The organism is uncultured Abiotrophia sp., assembly GCF_963520105.1.
In the GTDB taxonomy this organism is placed as follows: Bacteria; Bacillota; Bacilli; order Lactobacillales; family Aerococcaceae; genus Abiotrophia.
The window spans coordinates 458,071-477,551 of the sequence record NZ_CAUQPN010000001.1 but is presented as its reverse complement, the minus strand read 5'-3'; the positions used below and the strand labels follow the sequence as shown (position 1 = coordinate 477,551).

Annotated in this window: 23 protein-coding genes; 1 reads left to right on the top strand and 22 read right to left on the bottom strand. The window is 45.8% G+C overall.

Going from position 1 to position 19,481, the window contains the following annotated elements:
- Window positions 1–453 precede the first annotated feature (453 nt).
- From rplS to RWO08_RS02110, 18 genes are all read right to left on the bottom strand, one after another.
- Complete coding sequence (gene rplS / locus RWO08_RS02195) at window positions 454–801, bottom strand: 50S ribosomal protein L19 (RefSeq protein WP_023390732.1); 348 nt, start codon at window positions 799–801, stop codon at window positions 454–456.
- A 122-nt stretch (window positions 802–923) separates the two neighbouring features.
- Window positions 924–1,655, bottom strand: a complete 732-nt coding sequence (gene trmD / locus RWO08_RS02190; protein ID WP_311465583.1) for a tRNA (guanosine(37)-N1)-methyltransferase TrmD — start codon at window positions 1,653–1,655, stop codon at window positions 924–926.
- Window positions 1,645–2,178 carry a ribosome maturation factor RimM gene (gene rimM / locus RWO08_RS02185; protein WP_314211122.1) on the bottom strand — a complete coding sequence of 178 codons (534 nt, stop codon included), beginning with the start codon at window positions 2,176–2,178 and terminating at the stop codon, window positions 1,645–1,647. Before rimM ends, trmD begins: the two co-directional genes overlap by 11 nt.
- A gap of 80 nt (window positions 2,179–2,258) precedes the next feature.
- Window positions 2,259–3,248: a hypothetical protein gene (locus RWO08_RS02180; RefSeq protein ID WP_314211121.1), complete on the bottom strand. Its 990-nt coding sequence runs from the start codon at window positions 3,246–3,248 to the stop codon at window positions 2,259–2,261.
- 72 nt (window positions 3,249–3,320) lie between these two features.
- A complete protein-coding gene (locus RWO08_RS02175; protein WP_314211120.1) occupies window positions 3,321–4,298 on the bottom strand; it encodes a hypothetical protein in 978 nt (325 codons plus the stop codon).
- Between the two features lie 108 nt (window positions 4,299–4,406).
- Window positions 4,407–5,417: a hypothetical protein gene (locus RWO08_RS02170; RefSeq protein ID WP_314211119.1), complete on the bottom strand. Its 1,011-nt coding sequence runs from the start codon at window positions 5,415–5,417 to the stop codon at window positions 4,407–4,409.
- Between the two features lie 115 nt (window positions 5,418–5,532).
- Window positions 5,533–6,507 (bottom strand): hypothetical protein, encoded by a 975-nt coding sequence (locus RWO08_RS02165; protein WP_314211118.1) that lies wholly within the window; start codon window positions 6,505–6,507, stop codon window positions 5,533–5,535.
- 185 nt (window positions 6,508–6,692) lie between these two features.
- The gene (locus RWO08_RS02160; protein WP_314211117.1) at window positions 6,693–7,655 is read right to left on the bottom strand and encodes a hypothetical protein; all 963 of its coding nucleotides are present in this window, start codon (window positions 7,653–7,655) and stop codon (window positions 6,693–6,695) included.
- Window positions 7,656–7,702: 47 nt separating this feature from the next.
- The gene (locus RWO08_RS02155; RefSeq protein WP_023390740.1) at window positions 7,703–7,966 is read right to left on the bottom strand and encodes a KH domain-containing protein; all 264 of its coding nucleotides are present in this window, start codon (window positions 7,964–7,966) and stop codon (window positions 7,703–7,705) included.
- A gap of 35 nt (window positions 7,967–8,001) precedes the next feature.
- Window positions 8,002–8,265, bottom strand: a complete 264-nt coding sequence (gene rpsP, locus RWO08_RS02150) for a 30S ribosomal protein S16 (protein ID WP_023390741.1) — start codon at window positions 8,263–8,265, stop codon at window positions 8,002–8,004.
- Between the two features lie 95 nt (window positions 8,266–8,360).
- Window positions 8,361–9,263: a metal ABC transporter substrate-binding protein gene (locus RWO08_RS02145; protein WP_314049718.1), complete on the bottom strand. Its 903-nt coding sequence runs from the start codon at window positions 9,261–9,263 to the stop codon at window positions 8,361–8,363.
- Window positions 9,264–9,274: 11 nt separating this feature from the next.
- Window positions 9,275–10,123, bottom strand: coding sequence for a metal ABC transporter permease subunit (locus RWO08_RS02140; RefSeq protein WP_396193350.1), 849 nt, complete (start codon window positions 10,121–10,123; stop codon window positions 9,275–9,277).
- Window positions 10,120–10,851 carry a metal ABC transporter ATP-binding protein gene (locus tag RWO08_RS02135; RefSeq protein WP_314211116.1) on the bottom strand — a complete coding sequence of 244 codons (732 nt, stop codon included), beginning with the start codon at window positions 10,849–10,851 and terminating at the stop codon, window positions 10,120–10,122. Before RWO08_RS02135 ends, RWO08_RS02140 begins: the two co-directional genes overlap by 4 nt.
- Window positions 10,852–11,159: 308 nt before the next feature.
- Window positions 11,160–12,182 carry a lipoate--protein ligase gene (locus RWO08_RS02130; RefSeq protein WP_314211115.1) on the bottom strand — a complete coding sequence of 341 codons (1,023 nt, stop codon included), beginning with the start codon at window positions 12,180–12,182 and terminating at the stop codon, window positions 11,160–11,162.
- A gap of 9 nt (window positions 12,183–12,191) precedes the next feature.
- On the bottom strand, window positions 12,192–13,067 hold the full coding sequence (locus tag RWO08_RS02125; RefSeq protein ID WP_314211114.1) for an NAD-dependent deacetylase: 876 nt from the start codon (window positions 13,065–13,067) through the stop codon (window positions 12,192–12,194).
- Complete coding sequence (locus RWO08_RS02120; protein WP_314211113.1) at window positions 13,048–13,839, bottom strand: protein-ADP-ribose hydrolase; 792 nt, start codon at window positions 13,837–13,839, stop codon at window positions 13,048–13,050. Before RWO08_RS02120 ends, RWO08_RS02125 begins: the two co-directional genes overlap by 20 nt.
- Window positions 13,840–13,855: 16 nt before the next feature.
- Complete coding sequence (locus RWO08_RS02115) at window positions 13,856–14,194, bottom strand: glycine cleavage system protein H (protein ID WP_291431969.1); 339 nt, start codon at window positions 14,192–14,194, stop codon at window positions 13,856–13,858.
- Entirely contained in the window at window positions 14,194–15,201 is a 1,008-nt protein-coding gene (locus tag RWO08_RS02110) for an MsnO8 family LLM class oxidoreductase (RefSeq protein ID WP_314211112.1), read from the bottom strand. Before RWO08_RS02110 ends, RWO08_RS02115 begins: the two co-directional genes overlap by 1 nt.
- Before the next feature lie 150 nt (window positions 15,202–15,351).
- Between RWO08_RS02110 and RWO08_RS02105 the strand changes: the two genes are divergently transcribed.
- Complete coding sequence (locus tag RWO08_RS02105; protein ID WP_268443024.1) at window positions 15,352–16,554, top strand: NADH-dependent flavin oxidoreductase; 1,203 nt, start codon at window positions 15,352–15,354, stop codon at window positions 16,552–16,554.
- Between the two features lie 56 nt (window positions 16,555–16,610).
- On the opposite strand, the gene ffh is transcribed toward RWO08_RS02105, so the two are convergent.
- The 4 genes from ffh to RWO08_RS02085 all read right to left on the bottom strand — a co-directional run bounded on the left by ffh (window position 16,611) and on the right by RWO08_RS02085 (window position 19,430).
- Entirely contained in the window at window positions 16,611–18,086 is a 1,476-nt protein-coding gene (gene ffh, locus RWO08_RS02100; protein ID WP_023390752.1) for a signal recognition particle protein, read from the bottom strand.
- Window positions 18,087–18,162: 76 nt separating this feature from the next.
- A complete protein-coding gene (ylxM, locus tag RWO08_RS02095; protein WP_291431975.1) occupies window positions 18,163–18,483 on the bottom strand; it encodes a YlxM family DNA-binding protein in 321 nt (106 codons plus the stop codon).
- A gap of 9 nt (window positions 18,484–18,492) precedes the next feature.
- Window positions 18,493–18,864, bottom strand: coding sequence for a metal-dependent transcriptional regulator (locus RWO08_RS02090; protein ID WP_303823605.1), 372 nt, complete (start codon window positions 18,862–18,864; stop codon window positions 18,493–18,495).
- 131 nt (window positions 18,865–18,995) lie between these two features.
- A complete protein-coding gene (locus RWO08_RS02085; RefSeq protein ID WP_070755487.1) occupies window positions 18,996–19,430 on the bottom strand; it encodes a hypothetical protein in 435 nt (144 codons plus the stop codon).
- Window positions 19,431–19,481 lie beyond the last annotated feature (51 nt).

The following is a 19,481-nucleotide window of genomic DNA, read 5'->3' as shown; positions in this document are numbered from 1 at the left end:
ATTTTGACAAAAACTTTGGTCAAGTATAAATAGACAAAATTTTCCAATACTCGTCTATTTAGATAAAATTATAGCGCGCTTATATAAGACAATAACTTGATGAAAGCACTTATATTACTTTTGTCTTCTTAATAAGTGAGAATTCTAAATTAAAACTATCCTTTACAAGATACTAGGCTATCTATCCAAGGGCCTCATGACCTTAAAATCAAGACAAATTCTTCTAGTATTTTCCGTCAACCATCCTAAGTATTCACAAGAACTTTTGAAGTCAGATAAAAGATAGAATCACAAATATTTTGAAGATACATTGATAATACTGATAATGTTTGTTTAATCACCCACCTAAAACAATAATGACACACTATAAATTCACAAACTTTCCCTTACATGCAAAAAAAGAACCCCCAACCGTCCAGAGACGATTGATGGTTCTTTTCATGTTTCGGTATGTTAGCGCCCGCGCTCTTTGATACGTGCAGCCTTACCAGACAAGGCACGGATGTAGTAGAGCTTAGCACGACGTACGCGACCTTTACGAACTACTTCGATTTTAGCAACACGTGGAGTGTGTACTGGGAAAGTACGTTCAACCCCTACACCGTTCGAAATTTTACGAACTGTGTAAGTTTCGCTGATGCCTGCACCGCGACGCTTGATTACTAACCCTTCGAAGATTTGGATACGTTCGCGTGAACCTTCGACAACCTTAGCGTGTACACGTACAGTGTCACCAGGGCGGAACTCAGGAATATCGCTACGTAATTGAGCTGAGGTAATTTTTTCAATCACTTTACTCATGTTTTTTTCTCCTCTCGACTAACACTCATAACTAGCCCTAGGGCTTAGCCAGCGGAATATTGTGATATCTGCGGTTTTTCACCACTTCTAGTATTATACCAAACTCTGCCTATTTGTAAAGCCTAATTGACATTTTTTTCGGCCTGAATTTCAGCTAGCCACTTGCGCTCTTCTTTGGACAAATCGGCATGTTCAAGTAGATCCGGACGACGCTCCAAAGTCCGTCGGATAGCTTCTTTACCCTGCCACTGACGAATCTTATCATGATGTCCACTGAAGAGTACCTCTGGCACCTCCATACCACGGAAATCTCGTGGACGGGTATATTGAGGATGCTCTAAGAGTGAACGTTGATGGGATTCGCCCACAATGGAATCCGCATTACCTAAAACTTCAGGAATCAGGCGCACGGTAGCATCGATCATAATCATGGCCGGCAGCTCCCCATTGGTTAAGACATAATCCCCCAGTGAAACTTCATCGGTTACAAAAGACCGCACCCGCTCGTCAAAGCCCTCGTAGTGGCCACAAATAAAGACCAACTGCTCCGCCTGAGACCATTCCTGGGCCAAACTCTGACTAAAAGGTACCCCGGTTGGATCCATCAGGATAATGCGGGCATTTTCCTTGGGCGCAATATGTTCTAGCATGTGAACAATGGGATCCACCCGCAGTAACATACCTGCCCCACCACCAAAGGGATAATCATCCACATGGCCATGCTTATTCACCGCAAAGTCCCGGAAGTTATGGGTCTGGAAGTCAATCAGCCCCTTGGCTTGAGCTTGCCCCATCAGAGAATGATGCATGGGCTCAAACATCTCAGGGAAGAGGGTCAAGACATCAAGCTTCATCGTCAATCAGCCCTTCCATTAGTTCAACCTTAACCTGTCCAGCTTCCAAGTCAACGGCTTTGACTACATCGCCAATAAAAGGAATTAAGGCGTCTTTGGCCTTGGGAATATTACGTTGAACCACAAAGACATCATTAGAACCTAGCTGAAGAATTTCCTTAATCTTCCCAAGAGTCTTACCTTCTAGGGTCACAACCTCCAAGCCCAAGAGTTGATGATGGTAGTAGCTATCCTCTTCTAGCTCCTCTTGCTCACTCTCGTCAATGGCCAGCCAGCAGCCCTTGAAGCCTTCGACCTGGTTAATATTGTTGTAGCCAACAAAACTAATGAGCCAAGTTCCCTTATGGATGGCCGCCTTAGCAACTTGAACACTAGCTAGCGGTTGGGAATTCAAATCCTTCAGAATATAGAGGGCCTTGCCACTTGCAAAGCGCTCCTCTGGAAAGTCAGTATCGGCAATTAATTTGAGTTGCCCCCGAATCCCGAAGGTATTCACAATACGGGCTACGCGATAATAAGTCATACTTGTCCTCCTTTTATGCCTAATAAAAATCAGGCCTCCCCTCTCAGTATACCATGAAAGGGAGCCTGATTCTAGTTGTCTTAACGACGGCCCGCTGCTTGTTTGAGGGCCATATATTCGTCCTTGTGGTCAAATCCGACTAGCATTTGAGGATAGCTGGCATCCAAATGCTCCATGAGTCGATTTAACTTGGCTTCAGTATCTTTAACTGTGTGTTTGGCTGGGAAGACGGCTAAGCGTTTGAAGTCTTTGGTATGGAGATAGACCACAAACTTGACGGACTTGTAGAGGTTAAAGCGTCTGGTTTCCTTGTAGACATAGCTATAGATAATGTCACGCAAGTCCACAATGGCATTCTTACGCCCCATGACAATCAATTGATCCTTATAGACATAGACGCCCAAATGCTTCTCGTAGTAGGTCGCACCCTTACGTAAGGCTTGTTCATCTTGACCTAGCTCAGGGAAGGTTACTAAAAGTTGTTCGTAGAAGCGTTTATTATCTAGATAACGGAAGACAGCATAGGCTAGGAAACCTAAGCCTACTAAGGCAGTCCCTGCAGTCATAATGGTACCAGTACTTTCAACATTAGCAACACTGGTCAGGTTGAGTTTCTTAATTTCAAACGCTTTGTTGTCCGCCACTCCAGGCTCTTGCTTTTCGAGTGATTGTCTAATGTTTTGGAGGGAAAGGCTACTGAGCTCCTTAACTTCCCCCATAATCGTAATAGGGTTAGTCTCTAGGGTGCCCTTTCTTTGCGCTTCTTCTAACTTTTTGATAATGGCTAAATCAGGTTTAGCCTCCGTCACTAGAAGGCTCTTATCATCCGCCACAACAAAGGTTTGTTCTTTCTCATGCTTGGTAGCTTCAATTCTGTAAAAAGCTTTTACTGCAAAGGTGGTCTTGCTACTCTTAGTGGTTGCACGCGTTTTAGGATAAACATAACCTTCACTGGCTAACTTGTCAGGTGTCGATTGAGTCGCCACATATTGGAAGAAGCCGGCCGCACTTAAGAGTAACAAACCATAAATCACAAGACTAATCACTCCACGCTTAAAGTTGGGTTTCATAGAATTCCTTCTTTCTAGTTATTATTCGTTACTTTATTATAACCAACTGCCTTTTCCTTGTCTAGCCAACTCCTAGATAGCTAAACGCTCATCAGCTAGCAGGATATGGGGATAGTGTTTTTCAAGACAGGCCATCAGACCTTCTAGGAAGGCACGCGCCTCCTTCTCTGGACAGGGACGAAGTTTAACTGTTTCAAACTGATCTCGGTCATAATAGAGGATTAGCCGGCTCTTCAAGCGGCCATTGTTGCTTTCATTGTTCAGATTTAAGCCCAATACCGTGCTAAGGTCAATCAAGCGCTCCTTAGCTCCTAAGACAAGGAGATAGTCACGGTAAAGATAGAGCCCCAGTTGCTTAGACTTAAACTGGCTCTGACTCACTAGCAAATCCTGGTCCTCTGCTAACTCTGGCAAGGCTTGGTAAACTTGGCCCCAAAAACGTCTCATGGCACTATAGCGATAGGCTGTAAAGCCTAATACCGCCAGCCCTAAAGCAAAGAAGAGATAGCTGACTAACTTCATGGATTGAATATAGGTTTCCGCCTTGTCTTGATTAAGCAAGGTCCCACTTATAAAAACGCGATTGCCCGTCTTATTGGTGACATAGCTTTCGATTGATTGTAGAAATTCTTTACTCTTGTCACTATCATCTACCATAGCCATGACATAATGGGGCTCATTTGCTAGTTGCCCCTGGTCATTTTTTTCTTTGAGTAGAGAAAGAAGAGAGGAGTCATCTCGGAACAAAATCGGAATATCCAGTCCCCCATCACTAACCAGGAAAAGACTCATTCCGGTCTTATCATCGCGATAGACAATCTTACCTCGCTCCTTTACCACATTGCTAACGGCGGAGACATAAGTGATTCTGGTTACTGGGACAGCAGTCAAACGGCTGACTCTAGAGACATTGGGATAGACCAAGCCTTGGGAACGGAGACTATTAGTGCTTGTCCCTTGGCTAATAAAGGCAAGGCCACCCCCAATTAATAGGCAGATAGACGCCACGATTAAATAAGGCAGGAGCTTCATTAATTTATATTTTTTCATAGTTTGCCTCCCTCACAGTTACTAAGTCTATTATATAAGATTGCCCCCCTTATCACCACTATCAAAAAGGACCAGGTTACCCCAGTCCTTTGCTTAGTCACTTATGGCTTAGCCACGTGCTTGACGTTTTAATTCTTTATAATCGGTCGCATGTTGAACGCCTACCAACATAGATGGATAGGCTTCTTGCAAGTAAACCATGAGACGATCTAACATAGATTGCGTGAAGTCTCTTTGATAGCGACGCGGTTTGACCACAAGACGGCGGAATTGGTTATTATGCAAGTGAACTTGGAAGGTAACCACTGAATTATTGGTTTGACGGACTGCATAAGTATAGATGATTTGGGTCAAGTCGATGATGCGATCATTAGCCCCAATCACTACCAAGTGATTCTTGTAGACATAGAGACCTAACTCAGGACTGTGGAAATCGCTGTCGGTCACTAATTTATCCAGGTCTTGCGCTAATTCTGGGAAGTGATCATACAAGGTATTGTAGAACTTAGTATTTTCCCAGTATTTCCAGAGAGCGGTAAGTAGCAGTAATAGGACCGCTATACCTAAGGCATAGCTTGAGAAACGCATGATGTTAAGGCGGTTTTCAGCTTCTGCTACATCTAGGAGCGCAGAATCATCAAAACGTGACTTCTCATTAGAATCAACTTTACCGCGTTCGATTACTTTTTCTGCAATTCTTAAGTCATCCGAGCCTTTTGAGGCAAAGGCCAAGACATTTAGGGGATTAGATTCTAGTTTCCCAGCCTCTGCTCGCTCCTTTATGATTTTGGCAATATTTGAATCTACATTTAGTAGAACTGGGAAAGCCCGCTCACCATCCGAGGCCAAGCAAGCAACCAATCCGGTATTGTTGTCCTCTGAAACCACTACCCCATTCTTTTTATGTGTAATCGAAACGTTTGAAACAGGAATAATTTCCTTAATGGTGACTGCAGTATGCCCTGTCAAAGCTTCGGTCTTAGGGTAGACCAGGCCTTGTTCTACAAATTGATCTGCACTTGAATTCTGACTCTTGTAGAAGAGGAAGCCACCTAGAGCCGCGCAAATCATGGCAAAAATTAAATAAGGCCAAACATTACGTAGATTATTGCGTTTCATAACTTACCTTCTTTCTTAAATGATAAATTTATTATACCCTTTTTAGAAGTCAGTGTGAAGTCATTACAGGCAAAAAAGAGCCAGCCCTAAGGCTGACTCTCCCGGTGAGGGCTTATTAAAGACCTGCAGCATTTTTCAATGCTTGGTATTCTGGTGCATGATCGGCACCCACTAGAATTTCAGGGTAGTGCTGATCTACAAAGTAAGTAAAGGCATTGACATCATCATCATAGGTCTTCTTAGAACCTAATAATGTGCTGAGAACATGTTTCTTGAAGTTCTTATCATAGGCTTCAACCGTGTAGATAACATGGCTAGCAATCCCCTGATGAATGGTTTGTTTAACCGCCACTAGGTAGAGGACGTCCTTGGCAGGCACAATGGTATTGCGCTGGGCCAAAGCAATTAAATGATCCTTGTAGACATAGAGGCCACGCTTGCTGTCAGCATATTGGCCACCTGATACTAAGAGATCCAGGTTACCTTCCAATTCTGGGAATTGAGCATAGAGTTCACGATAGGCTTTCTTACGACGTGATACATTGAAGGCAAAGAGTCCGACGAAGAACAAGGCCAGCGCGCCAAAGCCATAAGCACCATACAGGAGCATTTGCGCACTCGACTTATGTTTTTTGACATCGATGATAAAGGAACCCTCTAATGAAGACTGAGCTTCAGCCGCAAGTGATTGACGAATTTTAGAGATGTTATCCTTAGCAGCAGAACTGCTATCTTTTTCACCAGCTACTAGAACAGGATTGCTAACTAGTAAGCCTTTTTCTTGACTTGCCAAGGCAGACTTAATGTCAGCATCATCCTTATCCGCAATGAGGCCAAGAACTTTATTACCTGATATAACCAAGTACATAGCAGCCTTGTCATCGTTCTTAATATTGCCAATTTCTTCAATGATTTCGATTTTAATAGCCACGTTTTGTCCAAAATCCTTTGGATAGAGACCACCCCGGTCCACAACATATTGCGGGCTACTTGCAATTCCACCTATAAACCACATTAAAATAGCAAATCCACCAAACAAAACGGTGAGTAAAACAGTTGCCCAAAGGCCACGCAAGTTCTTTTCCTTCATAGACACCCTTCTTTCTCCTTAAGTATAGCTCTATTATAAACCCCTTTCATGGATTTGTACAGATATTTTCAAGCGATTTCTTACTTAATAAGAAAGATTCCCTTAACAAAAGCACTGAGCTCGCTAAAAGGCTCTGAGAGATATGAGCCGCTAAATGAAAAAGACGCCCCAAAGGCGTCTTAAGCTTATTTAGAAGTGATTTTCAAATCAGGATAGCGTTGCCCTAGCACAACTAGGAAGATCTCCAAGTCTTCTGCCAAAGTTTTATTGCGACCATGGTAGGATCTAAAGGTATGGAATTGCCCCTTCACATCTCGTGCTCGGAAGAAGTAGTTAACTTGTTTTGCCCCGTAACGACCACGCGAAACGATCTTATTCAAGGTCAAAGCGGCTAGCTCGTTGATAGGCAGAACCGCCATGCGCAGCCCCAAGCAAATCAAACTGTCTTTGTAGAGGTAGAGGCCACGATAGTCATCTGCATAGTCACTGGCTACTTGCAAGTGGTCAAGCTGGCCCTTGAGCTCAGGAAAACGTTCATAGAGACGGCTATAGAACAGACGTCGACGGTAGCGATTGAACAAGCCCCATAAGATACACAAGACACTGGCTGCGGTAAAACCATAAACTAGCCAATGGATGGTCCTTTGTGACTGACGATATTCTTTCATGTTGACTAGATATTCCGTCCATAGCTGATTACGGTATGGAAGACTAGTTTCACTATTATCTGCCATCGTATCTAAAAGTTTCTTGGCCGCGTCACTCTTATCCACTTCCCCAATTAGCTTGGCAGGTTCATTGAGCAGCGCGCCATAGGTCTTGAGTCGAGCAGCGGCGACATCCGGATCATCTTTGCTAGCGACCAAGACTAGGTAAGGTTTATCTGTTACCTTAGCAGCTGAGACAAGGTAGATGGCCACATTATCCTCCTCGGCCAAGAGAAAGATCGACTCTGCCTCTACCACTACATGCTTGCTCGAGCTTTCTGGGAAAGGTTCCTGGCCTGCCAAAAGGGCTTGGGGTTGGGTCGCAAGGAGGGCCAGATAAGCAAAGAACGTAAAAATTAATAAGAACAGCAAGAGGCCACTACCGGCCCATGTCCGCCAACCATATACTTCTTTAAGCTTTTTTCTTTCTTCTTTCTTCACCGATTTCCTCCTAATGAATATAGAAAAACGCCCCTAAGGGCGCTTGATTATTCTGCTGAACTTTCTTCCGCATGGTCAGCAATGACAATACGTGACCGCTTGCGACCACGAGTCTTAACGCTGTAGACGATAGTCCGGATGGCACGAGCAACACGGCCCTTCTTACCAATCACACGCCCTACATCTTGCGGATTCAAGTGCAAATGATACTCCATGAAGTCATCGGTCTCTACTTGTTCCACACCAAAATCTTCTGGGTGGTCCAAGAGCGGCTTCACGATTGCAGTAATTAATGCTTCAATATTTACCATATCTCATCATCCTTTATCTAGAACACTGCTCGAGACTATTTGCTTTCGTGGAATTTCTTCATGATGCCTTTTGAAGACAAGAGGTTACGCACGGTGTCAGATGGTTGCGCACCATTTGATAACCATTTCAATGCGAGTTCTTCTTCAACTTCTAAAGTAGCTGGGTTAGTTAATGGGTTGTAGTGACCGATTTTCTCGATGATACGACCATCACGTGGAGAACGTGAGTCAGCAACAACGATACGGTAGAAAGGTGCTTTCTTAGAACCCATACGTTTCAAACGAATTTTAACTGCCATGTTAATTTCACCTCCTCAATTGATTACAGACCCTAGTCTAACATATAAAAAAGCATCTGTAAAGTATTTTTACTTTACAGATGCGAAAATTTTGTTTACTTAGCTAAACCTTCTGAGATCTTATCTAAGTTATACTTCATCATAGAGTAGTAGCTGTCGCCTTCTTGGCCTTCTTCAGCAATAGAGTCAGTGAAGATTTTAGCGTAGATTGGAATACCGGTCTCGCTAGAGATGGTCTTCATTGGACGGTCATCCACACTTGATTCTACGAAGAGAGCTGGTACCTTAGAGCCTTTGAGCTTCTTAACCAAATCACGAATTTGGTCAGGTGTGCCTTCTTGTTCGGTGTTAATTTCCCAGATGTAAGCTGATGGTACATTGTAGGCTTTAGAGAAGTACTTGAAGCAGCCTTCACTAGTAACAATCATTTTCTTCTCTTCTGGAATAGCATCAAACTTAGTTTTAGCTTCCTTGTCCAAAGCTTCTAACTTGGCAACATAGTCGTCCAAGTTCTTTTGGTAGAAGTCCTTGTTGCTTGGATCTTTTTCAATCAGGTGTTTGGCAATGTTTTTAGCGTAAATTACCCCATTTTCTAAGTTCAACCAAGCATGAGGGTCTTCCTTACCAGTTTCGCCCTCACCTTCCAAGTGAATGACTTCCACGCCCTCGCTGACTGCGAAGTAGTCTTTATTTTCCACTCGTTTGGCATTTTCTACCAATTTAGCGAACCAAGCATTGCCCCCAGTTTCCAAGTTAATACCATTGTAGAAGATTAAATCAGCTTGGGTGGTCTTCTTAATATCGTCAGGTAGTGGCTCATATTCATGAGGGTCTTGGCCTACTGGTACGATGGAGTGAAGATCGATTTTATCACCCGCAATGTTCTTGGTGATATCGGCGATAATAGAGTTAGTTGCGACAACTTTGAGTTTTTTATCTTGGGCGCTCACGCTTGGTACCAAACAAAACAATACCGTCAAGAGTGCCACTAATTTCATTAGCTTATGTTTCATTTGCGTAAAACCCGCTTTCTAAAGAATTGTTGTTTTGGAGAGATGAAGAAGCTAATCGCGAAAATCACAGCTGAGGTGAGTACAATGCTGGAGCCGGCCGCCACGTTGAAGCTAGTCCCCAGGAAGAGACCTAATACTGAAGTCACAGCCCCCAAGGTCGATGAGAGGAGAATCATAGACTTAAGGCTATTGACGTAGAGATAGGCGGTGGCAGCAGGCGTAATAAGCATGGCCACAATCAGGATGGTTCCGACACTTTGCATGGCCGTTACAGACACTAAGGTCAAGAGAATCATTAAGAGGTAGTGGTAGAAGTTAACCTTCATACCCATGGCTTTAGCCATTTGCGGGTCGAAGGACGTAATCAGCAACTCCTTGAAGAAGAGGATGATGACGATTAGCACCGCTAGGGAAACCCAAATGGTAATCCACTTGTCAGAATCTTGAACCGCTAAGATATTCCCGAAGAGAATATGGAAGAGGTCTGTCGAACTCCGGGCCAAGCCAATCAGGATGACCCCCAAGGCCAAGAAGGAGGAGAAGGTAATCCCAATCGCTGTATCCCCCTTGATAATTGAATTTCCTCGAATGAAGGTAATAATCATGGAGGCAAAAAGCCCAAAGACAATGGCCCCGACGAAGAAATTAATCCCCAAGATGAAGGACAAGGCGACCCCTGGTAACACCGCATGGGAGATAGCATCCCCCATAAGAGACATCCCTCTTAGGATAATGAAACACCCTACAGCCCCTGAGACAATCCCAATGACAATGGCGGTGACTAGCGCATTCTGCATATAATGCAGGGTCGACACATTCTCAATAAAGTCATGAATCAAGGTCATACCAGGTCACCTCCCTTACCAAAATAAACACTGTCGCCATAGGCGGCCTTCATATTCTGGTCATTAAATACCTGCTCAGTAGGCCCTACAGCAATCAGTTGCTTATTGATGATAATCAACTGATCGAAGTAACGCCGTACCTTATGCAAATCATGATGGACAATCAAGACCGTCTTGCCTTGGTTCTTGAGGTCCTTCAAGATTTTCATAATAATCTCTTCACTGACCGAATCAATCCCAGTAAAGGGCTCGTCCAAGAAGATGTAATCTGCTTCTTGAACCAGACAACGTGCCATCAAAACGCGTTGGAACTGTCCACCCGAGAGGGCTGAGATTTGTCGGTTAGCGAAGTCACTCAAGCCAACTTGGGCGAGCGCTTTTTCAACTTTATTCCATTCTTTCTTACTTACCTTGCGGAAAATACCGAGATTACTATACGTGCCTAAGGAGACACATTCTTTGACCTTAATTGGAAAGTTGAAATCAATGTCGCTCTTTTGGCCGACATAAGCTACTTTCTTCAGCATCTTCTTGGCAGGCACCCCGTCTAGAAACACCTGGCCATCATGGTCTATCATGTTCAAGATGGATTTAACAAAAGTAGATTTACCAGCACCGTTGGGCCCAATAATGCCGGTAATGGTCGGACCTGCTAATTCCAGATTAACTCCTTCTAAAGCGACCACTTGATTGTCATAACTGACGGTTAGATCTTGTGTCTTAATCACATGAATCATCTCCTCTCTTACCGCTAATTATATTGTACACCAGAGAAAAGATTAGGTCAACCTAAAATGTTTAGGTTAGCAAAAATTTTTCTTGCGATTTTAGGTTTAGGGGCTTTTAGCTTTCAAACTTATGTTTATCTATGGTGATAGGCGATTTTCATGACTAGTTCATTATATCGGTTTCTTGTTGGCAGTGATATTAATTTTGGCCACTGCATTTGAGACCAGCACCAAAAAATTTAATGGAGAAAAGTTTAGTAGCGACATAAAAAAGCCCCTGCCCTTTTCAAAGGACAGGAGCCGAAATGTTAGGATAGGATTAAGTCCACCAGCTCTTGGGCGGTGACCGGGCCAAAATAATGAGCCAAGTCCTGTTTGGCTAGGACTGCTAATAAATCTTGCTTAGTAACAGGTGTGCCTAGCAAGGCTTCTTCAATATCTTGGATGGCCCCTTTACCGAAGAAATCACCATAGATACGGCATTTGCTAATGCGACCAGCCTCAACTTCTAGGCTGAACTCTACAGTCCCGATTCCCAGATGAGCATCGCGATTATAGCTATAGCGTGGCGAATTGCCATAGTTCCATTCCCAGTTGCGATACTTAGAATCCGCCAAGGCTTCAATAGCCGTCCAATCTTCCTCAGTCAGCTGATAGCGCTTGGCTTGTTCAATGGAGTCAATCCCCATTAGACGGCAAATGACCTCATCCTTAAACTGATCAATGGTCATATGACGATAGGGCTCATCCAAGAGTTGGCGCAAGCCCATAACCCGGCTGCGCACCGACTTAATGCCCTTAGAATCAATTTTCTTACGGTTAGGATTGAGCACTTCCACCATGGCTTCATAATCGACATCTAGCAGGAGGGAATGACCACCATAAACCTTGCCAGCTACCATGGTCATAGCGGCACCTGATACCTTTTTACCTTGTGCCGTCAAGTCATTACGACCACTTTGCTCTACCTCACTTGCCCCCATATCATGCAAGAGTTTGACAACGGGTGCGTAGAAACGTTGATAGTTGCCATAGATATTAGTATCACCTGGCATAATATAGCAGACATTGACGGCCCCCTGATCGCAGTAAACCGCCCCACCGCCCGTATCACGACGGACTAACTGAATACCATGTTCCTTAAGATAGTCATGGTTGACTTCCACTTCTGCGTTCTGGAAGCGACCGATTTCCACCTTAGGCTTACAGTAATAGGGGAAAAGTATGGTCTCATCTAGGTCTAAATGATTAAGGACATAGACCTGCATAGCCAGCGTTAAGGCCCCATCAGGCAGATATTGGCCATTGCGAATAGGTTCAATTAGATACATGTCATCCTCCTAAGCTTGATTAGCTGCAGCCGCACAGGTCAACAAGAGGTCTTTACTGTCTTGAGACAGCCAGACCGTCCGGTCTTGAATGGCGCGTGGCATGCGATATTGTTTTTGATTCAAGGTCACCAAGATGGCATTGGGATTGGCCATCACCGCTTGGTGGAAAGGTTGCTTAATAAATTGTGGTGTGGTAAAACCTACCCCGATTTCAAGATAGAGCATCTTGTCCCCTTCATGGCTAGCCAAGAAATCCTTGTAGCGACCCAATTGGGCCATAAAGTCTCCATCTTCCACCATGCCCTTTTCAGCATTTCGCTTGTTGATTTCTAGCGGTGCCCCGCACTTAGGACAGAGGGGAATGTCTTCATAGGCCACCTGGCCTTGGACTTGATGCTGAGCCAGATGGCGAATCAGCGCATCATCCCGATAGGTCTGGGCGTGGCAATGGCGACTGCACTGCATCAGGCCATACTCTCCCTGGATATGGAAGACCTTGTTAGGATCGTAATCAGCCACCCAAAAGGCATTATCGGCATTGGTCGTAATGATATGATAGGCCTTGTCCTTGAGCAAGTCTTTGAGGGCCAAGTAAGAGGGCCCCACGGGTTGATCCAGGTAGTTGAGGCAGACAAAGCGACTTTGGAAGGCCCAATATTCCGACCAACTAGGGAAATCAAAGAGACTGGCCTGCAACATATCGAGGAAGCCATACTTTTCAATAAAGTCAGGAAAAGCCTCTTGGAAACGTGGGCCAATATAGGTAAAACCATCCGCAGCTGACATGCCAGCCCCAATCCCTACGACTACGGCCTCTGCTTCCTTAAGCAGGGCCAAGAGTTGCTGGGCTTGACTGGGATAGGTTTTAGTAAGTGCTTGCCACATGGGAGGCCTCCTTGGAATGAAGTAAGTCATGATAGAGTTGGTACTGGCTATCTGTCCAGACATTGAAGATGACCTGGAGCTTGGAGCCCGTCTCTGCTAGATAAGCAGAGACCGTCTCAATGGCAATTGGAGTCGCCTCTTCAATAGGATAGGAAAATTCACCGGTCGAAATACAACAGAAAGCGATTGTCTCCAAACCCGCTTGGTCGGCACAAGCCAAACAAGACCGATAAGCCTTTTTGAGTAGGTCCTGCATCATGGGCGATACTGGCAAATGATGAATGCGTGGCCCTACCGTATGAATGACCTGCTTGGCTGGTAAATTAAAGCCGGATGTCATGAGAGCTTGACCGACAGGCAGCGGCTTACCACCCCGGGCCTTTTTCAAATCAGCACAGGCCAAGCGTAAACCAACGCCGGCAAAAGTATGAATTTGGTTATCAATGCAATAATGGTTAGGTTCAAAGCAACCTAACATGGCTGAATTTGCTGCATTAACAATAGCATCTACCGCTAAACGGGTAATATCGCCCTGCCAGAGATAAAGTGAGGGATGCGCTGTCTTCTGGCAATCTGCCAAATGATAGATAGCTTCCTGCTGACGCCAGGCTGCCAAGAAGCGACTTTCCAAATCTAGGTAGTCCTGACTAACTGGATAAGGCAAGCGTTGATTAACTAAGCCACGATATTGCCGGAACTTTTCTTCATCAGTCCCCGGCTCAGGGCTAGCCCCAAGATGGCGAATCAGGGCGTCCAATTCTTGCGCAAACATGTCAGCCCCTCCTGTCTTAGTCTAGCGGATCTGGTAAAGCTAAGAAGGCTGCTTCCTCAACATCTGTCAAGCGCACCAACCAGGATTCTGCTGGATTAGCTGAGTTAAGCAAAGTTGGTTGATCTTGAGCAGCTGTGTTAACGTCCACAATACGCCCAGACAGGGGTGAGAAAATATCTAGGACGGTCTTAGAGGCTTCTAAACTTAAGAGAGAGTCGCCAGCCTCGACTTGGCTTTCGCGGGTAAATTCCACATAGCCAACCGTCCCAACATCATCTTGTAATTCTGGCGTCATGCTGAGGGTGTAGATATCCCCTTCTTTTTCAACCCATAAATAGTTTCCTAATTTCTTCATTATAATTCCTCCGATTTCTTATCTTGATTTAGTTGATAGGCTTGAGCTAAAGCCTGGAGTGCTACTTGGCGATTTTTAATATCTGGCACTAGGGGAATAACCATAAGTTCCTCAAGGTCTAGACTAGCTGCCAAGTCATCTAGCTGCTGCTTGACTTGGTCAAGGGTGCCTACGACCACACGCTGGCGGTTGATTTCTATCTGTACTCGATCCTCCTGGCTTAGGGGATAAGCGGACGCCTCCTGGACTGTTGGAAAGGTCTTGAACTCAGCATAGTCTTGCTTACCCAGTTGCCAGATGTCTAAGGCTGATAGGAGTTGCTGACACTGAGTCTCATCCTGACCTAAGACCACAAAGACCGCCAGGCTAGCTTGCGGCCTGTGGCCTGCTTCTTGGCAGGCAGCTCGATAGGTAGTTAAGGCCTCTCGGGCACTGGCAAGTGGGTCCTTGCCAGGCGCCAAGAAATAGCCATAGACATAAGCCTGACCCAAACTTCCTGCTAACTGGGCTGACTGAAGGCCAGCCGACAGCAACCAGAGGGCTTCCTGGCTGGGCCCCGCCGAGTGCAAACCAACTGCATCAGGATCCGCCAAATACTGCACCAAATCGGTCACTTGTTGGGCATAATCTGAACGTTTAAGCTCGCCCGTCCCCATCAATTCTCTGACAGAGCTGGTACCTGGATTATTTCCTAAGCCCACATTGACACGACCTGGGTAGAGAGACCTGAGGGTCGTCACCCACTCTGCGACCTTATAAGGCTGGTAGTGAGGCAACATGATACCACCCGAACCAATCATAATACGTTGCGTTTTACCCAACAAATGCATAATCATGAGCTCCGGGCTAGCACTGGCTAGGGCTGGCACCTGATGGTGCTCGGCCACCCAGAATCGGTGATAGCCCAATTTATCTGCTAATTGCGCTAGGGCCACTGTCTCCCTCAGGGCTTCTTGGCTTGTTCGGCCACTGTCTACCATGGCATAATCCAAAACACTTAATAACATGTGACCCCTCCATTTTCATCAATAATTTTATTATCAATCAGACCTAGGGGATTGTCAACTCATGGCGATTGACCAGATAAAATTTTCGTGCTAACGTGTAAGTATCTGATTATGCTAGCTGATTGAACAGCTGCCGAAGGAGTGTCTCACATGCCATCCCCCCTGCTTAGCCCACTAAGTCTAGGTGCCCATAGCTTAGCCAATCGCTTCGTTCTCTCACCTATGACCACTAATTCCTCAACCGCTCAAGGTCACATTACCGAAGAAGACTTGGCCTACTCCCGCCGCCGGGCCCAGTCAGCCCCCCTGCAAATCACCGGGGCTGCCTACATTCATCCCCAGGGACAACTCTTCGAATTTGGGCCCAGTCTGGCTGAGGATGCCTGTGTACCGGGTTTGACAAAACTTGCTCAGGCTATGCAGCAAGATGGCGCCAAGGCGCTCATCCAATTGACCCACGCGGGACGATTTGCGGAGCCTTACCTGCGACGTCAGGGCTATGTTTACGGCCCCAGCCCAATGACCCTAAATTCCCCTATCCCCCACCAAGTAAAAGCCTTAGATCAGTCACAGATTAAGGCCATTATTGGCTACTATGCGGACGCAACGCGCCGAGCCATCCAAGCGGGCTTTGCCGGCATCGAGTTATCCAGTGCCCAACGTCTGCTGCCTCAGTCCTTCTTGTCAACCTTCTCCAACCAGCGGACGGATGCATATGGGGCTGATAGTCTAGAAAATCGCGCTCGCTTGATTTTAGAAATTTGGGACGCCATTATGGAAGTCGTCGAACGACTAGCACCTTCAGGCTTTATCCTAGGCTATCGCTGTACGCCTGAGGAAACACGTGGCCAAGAAGTCGGCTATACAGTAGAAGAATTCAATCAAGTGACGGATTGGATTTTGGAGCGTGTGCCCTTGGACTACCTCTGCCTAGCAAGTTGGGGACGGGATGTCTTCCGCAACCGCGTGAGAGCTGCGGGCCCCCATCAAGGCCGTCTAATCAACCAAGTCGTCCACGAGCACTTAGCTGGTCGGCTTCCTCTCATGGTAACGGGTGGCATTAATTCTATTGCCAAGGCCCAAGAAGCCCTAGAACATGCTGAATTAGTGGGGATTTCTACCCCCTTTGTGGTGGATCCAGACTTTGTCAATAAGTTTGCTGCAGGAGATCCTAATCCGATTAATCTGCAGATTAGTCCTGAAGACTTGGCCGACTTGGCCATTCCTCAGGCCGCCTTCAAGGACATTGTCCGCATGATGGATATCGGCCAAGCCCTGCCACAAGATACCCGCGACCAATTCCGCAAGTTGGAAGAGAATTATAAGGGCGATAATACCTTCAAAGAAGTTTAGACTTTCGCTTATATAGCTAGAAAAAGAGGCTGGAATATCCAGCCTCTTTGCTTGTCTTAACGACGTTTCTTCAATTTTTTGAGTTTGCGTTGTAAGTCCTTTTCAGCCTTACGTTTAGCTAACTGTTCGGGTGTCATGAAGTCGGTATCGCTCATACCGCCGCCCCCCATACCTGGGAAGCCACCGCCGCCTTGTTGGAGTTGGGCCATCATTTTCTTCATACCGCCCATCTTACCATTAGACATTTGGCTCATCATATCGCGTGACTGATTGAACTGTTTAATCATGCGGTTAACATCGGCTAGCGACTGACCACAACCAGCTGCAATCCGTTTACGACGGCTCTGAGAAATAATATCTGGATTCTCACGTTCAGCTGGTGTCATGGAGAGGACAATGGCCTTAACACGCGCCATATCCTTCTGGTTGACATCTAGTTCATCCAGGCCAGGAATCTTGTTAATCCCAGGGATTAACTTAATCAAGTCCTTGAGCGGGCCCATCTTGTTGACTTGGTCCATTTGCTCGATAAAGTCATTAAAGTCAAAGCTATTGGCCTTAATCTTATCTGCCATCTCTTGGGCGCGGGCTTCATCAAACTCCTGTTGAGCCTTCTCAATCAAGGTCATCATGTCCCCCATACCCAGAATCCGGCTGGACATGCGGTCTGGGTAGAATGGCTCTAGGGCATCGAGTTTCTCACCTTGCCCGGTAAACTTAATTGGTCGGTCAATGATTGAGCGAATCGATAAGGCCGCCCCGCCCCGGGTATCCCCATCTAATTTGGTGATAATAACCCCGGTAATATCCAGAGAATCGTTGAAGGCCTTGGCCACGTTGACCGCGTCTTGACCGGTCATGGCATCTACTGTCAGAAGAATTTCGTGCGGGTTAACCGCTGCCTTAATTTGGCGCAACTCTTCCATCAGAGTCTCATCGACATGCAGACGACCTGCCGTATCGATTAAGACCACATCATTGCCTTGTATACGGGCTTGAGCCACCGCTTGACGGGCAATTTCAACCGGGCTAACATCAGAACCTAAGCTAAAGACATCAAAACCGAGTTGCTGACCAATGGTTTGGAGCTGGGCAATGGCCGCTGGACGGTAAATATCGCCCGCTACCAGTAAAGGACGCTTCTTACCTTGAGCTTGGACGTATTTGGCCAATTTACCTACGGTTGTTGTCTTCCCGGCCCCTTGGAGACCGGCCATCATGATAATGGTTGGCGGTTGGGTCGCAAAGTTAAGCGGCACCTGTTCGCCACCCATGAGGGCGGTTAATTCTTCGTCAACAATCTTGACTACTTGTTGAGCGGGTGATAATGAAGCCAAGACATCTGAGCCTAAGGCCCGTTCATTGACTGTCTTAACAAAACTCTTCACCACTTGGAAGTTAACGTCGGCCTCTAAGAGGGCTAGACGAATCTCCCGCATCATCTGTCTTAAGTCTGCTTCGCTAATGGTACCTCCGGCACCAATGCCGCTAATGGCATTCTGCAAGCGTTCGGATAATCCTTCAAACGCCATTGTGTTCCTCCTTCTTGGCTAGCATTCAACTAGCCCCATGTTTTGATTTTATCTTGTTCATAAGCACAGGATCAAGCTACTGATCCATTGCCCGAATTTCTGCTAGGAAAGTCTGACCCACTTGATCCGTATGACTGGCTAGCTGGTCTAGCAAGGCTAGTCTTGCCTCTCGACGTGCTAAGAGATGGAGCTGATCTTCATAGTGCTCTAATGTCTGCTCAGCCCGCTTCAAATTATCCCGGACAGCTTGGCGACTAATATCATAGTGGTCGGCAATTTCAGCTAGGGAAAAGTCTTCCTCATAATAGAGGCCAAGCATAGCTTGTTGCTTATCAGTTAAGAGCCCGCCGTAAAAACCAAGCAGCTGGTTGACCCGCATTACTTTTGCTAAATCCATTAATGCCGCCTACCCTTCAGGATATTGGATATAGGCAGCCAGGCGATTGGCCAAATCCGTTGAAGTAGCGTGTTCTAAGAGCTCCGCCAATTCATGGACTTCCGTCTTAGTATAGCCTAGTTTGTGCTCTAAGAAATATTCCCAGATTTCATGCTTACGCACTAGTTCAATGGCTAATTTCTGACCTTGAGGCGTTAGCATGGCCCCACTATAGGGCCTGTAGGCTACCAAACCTTCTTGGGCCAATTTAGTAATCATCTCACTCACCGAAGGGGGGGCTACATTGAGACCAGTGGCAATTTCCTTGTTAGAAACATATTGGCCATGACCTGCCTCGTGAATGAACTTAAGGTAGTCTTCTTGACTTTGGCTTTTTTTCATTGCGACACCTCGTCTCCTAATCCTTCTTGTCTTATTCTACCATGTTTCTAGAGTCAAGACAAACTAGATTAGGCCTGCCTAAGTCTTATTGTTATAAAAACAACCTAGTGCCCAAAGAGCACTAGGTTATTTTAGCTATCTGCTTGCAAAAATGATAAGAGATAAGGTTCTAGAATAAAAGCCACACTTACCCCAACTGCCCAGGACAAGGGATAATCGGCTAGGAAGGCAGGGCCAGTTGCCGGCCCAAAGCCAAAGATCAGCAGCTTGAAATAGATGGTCACAACCGCCGCGACTATCGCACAAATCATGGCGTTCGTTGCCAAACGCAAAGGCCAGCCGCTTAATGACAGAGTTGACTTAAGTGGCTTGGTGATCAAGTCAAAAGGAAAGCCCACGCCGACCAAGACACTGATAATAATGGCTTGTGTCGTATCCACGGCCAACTGCCCCCAAGAAAACTGACTATATTTTATTAAAATAGCGGCTGAAATGGCCGTACTAGCAAAGATGGATAAAAGTAGATTATATTGAATGACAAACTTAAAGGAAGATTGTTTTTCCATAGGACCTCCTCAAACAGATAGATTGTTAACATCTTATCCTACCCTAAAAAA

Excerpts from the sequence above, each read along its gene's own strand:
- RWO08_RS02115 (WP_291431969.1), bottom strand. The coding sequence starts at position 14,194 with ATGAAGAAATTAGGAAACTATTTATGGGTTGAAAAAGAAGGGGATATC.
- RWO08_RS02175 (WP_314211120.1), bottom strand. The coding sequence starts at position 4,298 with ATGAAAAAATATAAATTAATGAAGCTCCTGCCTTATTTAATCGTGGCG.
- rplS (WP_023390732.1), bottom strand. The coding sequence starts at position 801 with ATGAGTAAAGTGATTGAAAAAATTACCTCAGCTCAATTACGTAGCGAT.
- RWO08_RS02090 (WP_303823605.1), bottom strand. The coding sequence starts at position 18,864 with ATGAAAAAAAGCCAAAGTCAAGAAGACTACCTTAAGTTCATTCACGAG.
- ylxM (WP_291431975.1), bottom strand. The coding sequence starts at position 18,483 with ATGGATTTAGCAAAAGTAATGCGGGTCAACCAGCTGCTTGGTTTTTAC.
- RWO08_RS02125 (WP_314211114.1), bottom strand. The coding sequence starts at position 13,067 with ATGTGGCAAGCACTTACTAAAACCTATCCCAGTCAAGCCCAGCAACTC.
- RWO08_RS02130 (WP_314211115.1), bottom strand. The coding sequence starts at position 12,182 with ATGTATCTAATTGAACCTATTCGCAATGGCCAATATCTGCCTGATGGG.
- RWO08_RS02145 (WP_314049718.1), bottom strand. The coding sequence starts at position 9,263 with ATGAAATTAGTGGCACTCTTGACGGTATTGTTTTGTTTGGTACCAAGC.
- RWO08_RS02110 (WP_314211112.1), bottom strand. The coding sequence starts at position 15,201 with ATGTTATTAAGTGTTTTGGATTATGCCATGGTAGACAGTGGCCGAACA.
- RWO08_RS02140 (WP_396193350.1), bottom strand. The coding sequence starts at position 10,123 with ATGACCTTGATTCATGACTTTATTGAGAATGTGTCGACCCTGCATTAT.
- rimM (WP_314211122.1), bottom strand. The coding sequence starts at position 2,178 with ATGACTTATTATCGCGTAGCCCGTATTGTGAATACCTTCGGGATTCGG.
- rpsP (WP_023390741.1), bottom strand. The coding sequence starts at position 8,265 with ATGGCAGTTAAAATTCGTTTGAAACGTATGGGTTCTAAGAAAGCACCT.
- trmD (WP_311465583.1), bottom strand. The coding sequence starts at position 1,655 with ATGAAGCTTGATGTCTTGACCCTCTTCCCTGAGATGTTTGAGCCCATG.
- RWO08_RS02180 (WP_314211121.1), bottom strand. The coding sequence starts at position 3,248 with ATGAAACCCAACTTTAAGCGTGGAGTGATTAGTCTTGTGATTTATGGT.
- RWO08_RS02165 (WP_314211118.1), bottom strand. The coding sequence starts at position 6,507 with ATGAAGGAAAAGAACTTGCGTGGCCTTTGGGCAACTGTTTTACTCACC.
- ffh (WP_023390752.1), bottom strand. The coding sequence starts at position 18,086 with ATGGCGTTTGAAGGATTATCCGAACGCTTGCAGAATGCCATTAGCGGC.
- RWO08_RS02105 (WP_268443024.1), top strand. The coding sequence starts at position 15,352 with ATGCCATCCCCCCTGCTTAGCCCACTAAGTCTAGGTGCCCATAGCTTA.
- RWO08_RS02120 (WP_314211113.1), bottom strand. The coding sequence starts at position 13,839 with ATGTTTGCGCAAGAATTGGACGCCCTGATTCGCCATCTTGGGGCTAGC.
- RWO08_RS02155 (WP_023390740.1), bottom strand. The coding sequence starts at position 7,966 with ATGGTAAATATTGAAGCATTAATTACTGCAATCGTGAAGCCGCTCTTG.
- RWO08_RS02170 (WP_314211119.1), bottom strand. The coding sequence starts at position 5,417 with ATGAAACGCAATAATCTACGTAATGTTTGGCCTTATTTAATTTTTGCC.
- RWO08_RS02085 (WP_070755487.1), bottom strand. The coding sequence starts at position 19,430 with ATGGAAAAACAATCTTCCTTTAAGTTTGTCATTCAATATAATCTACTT.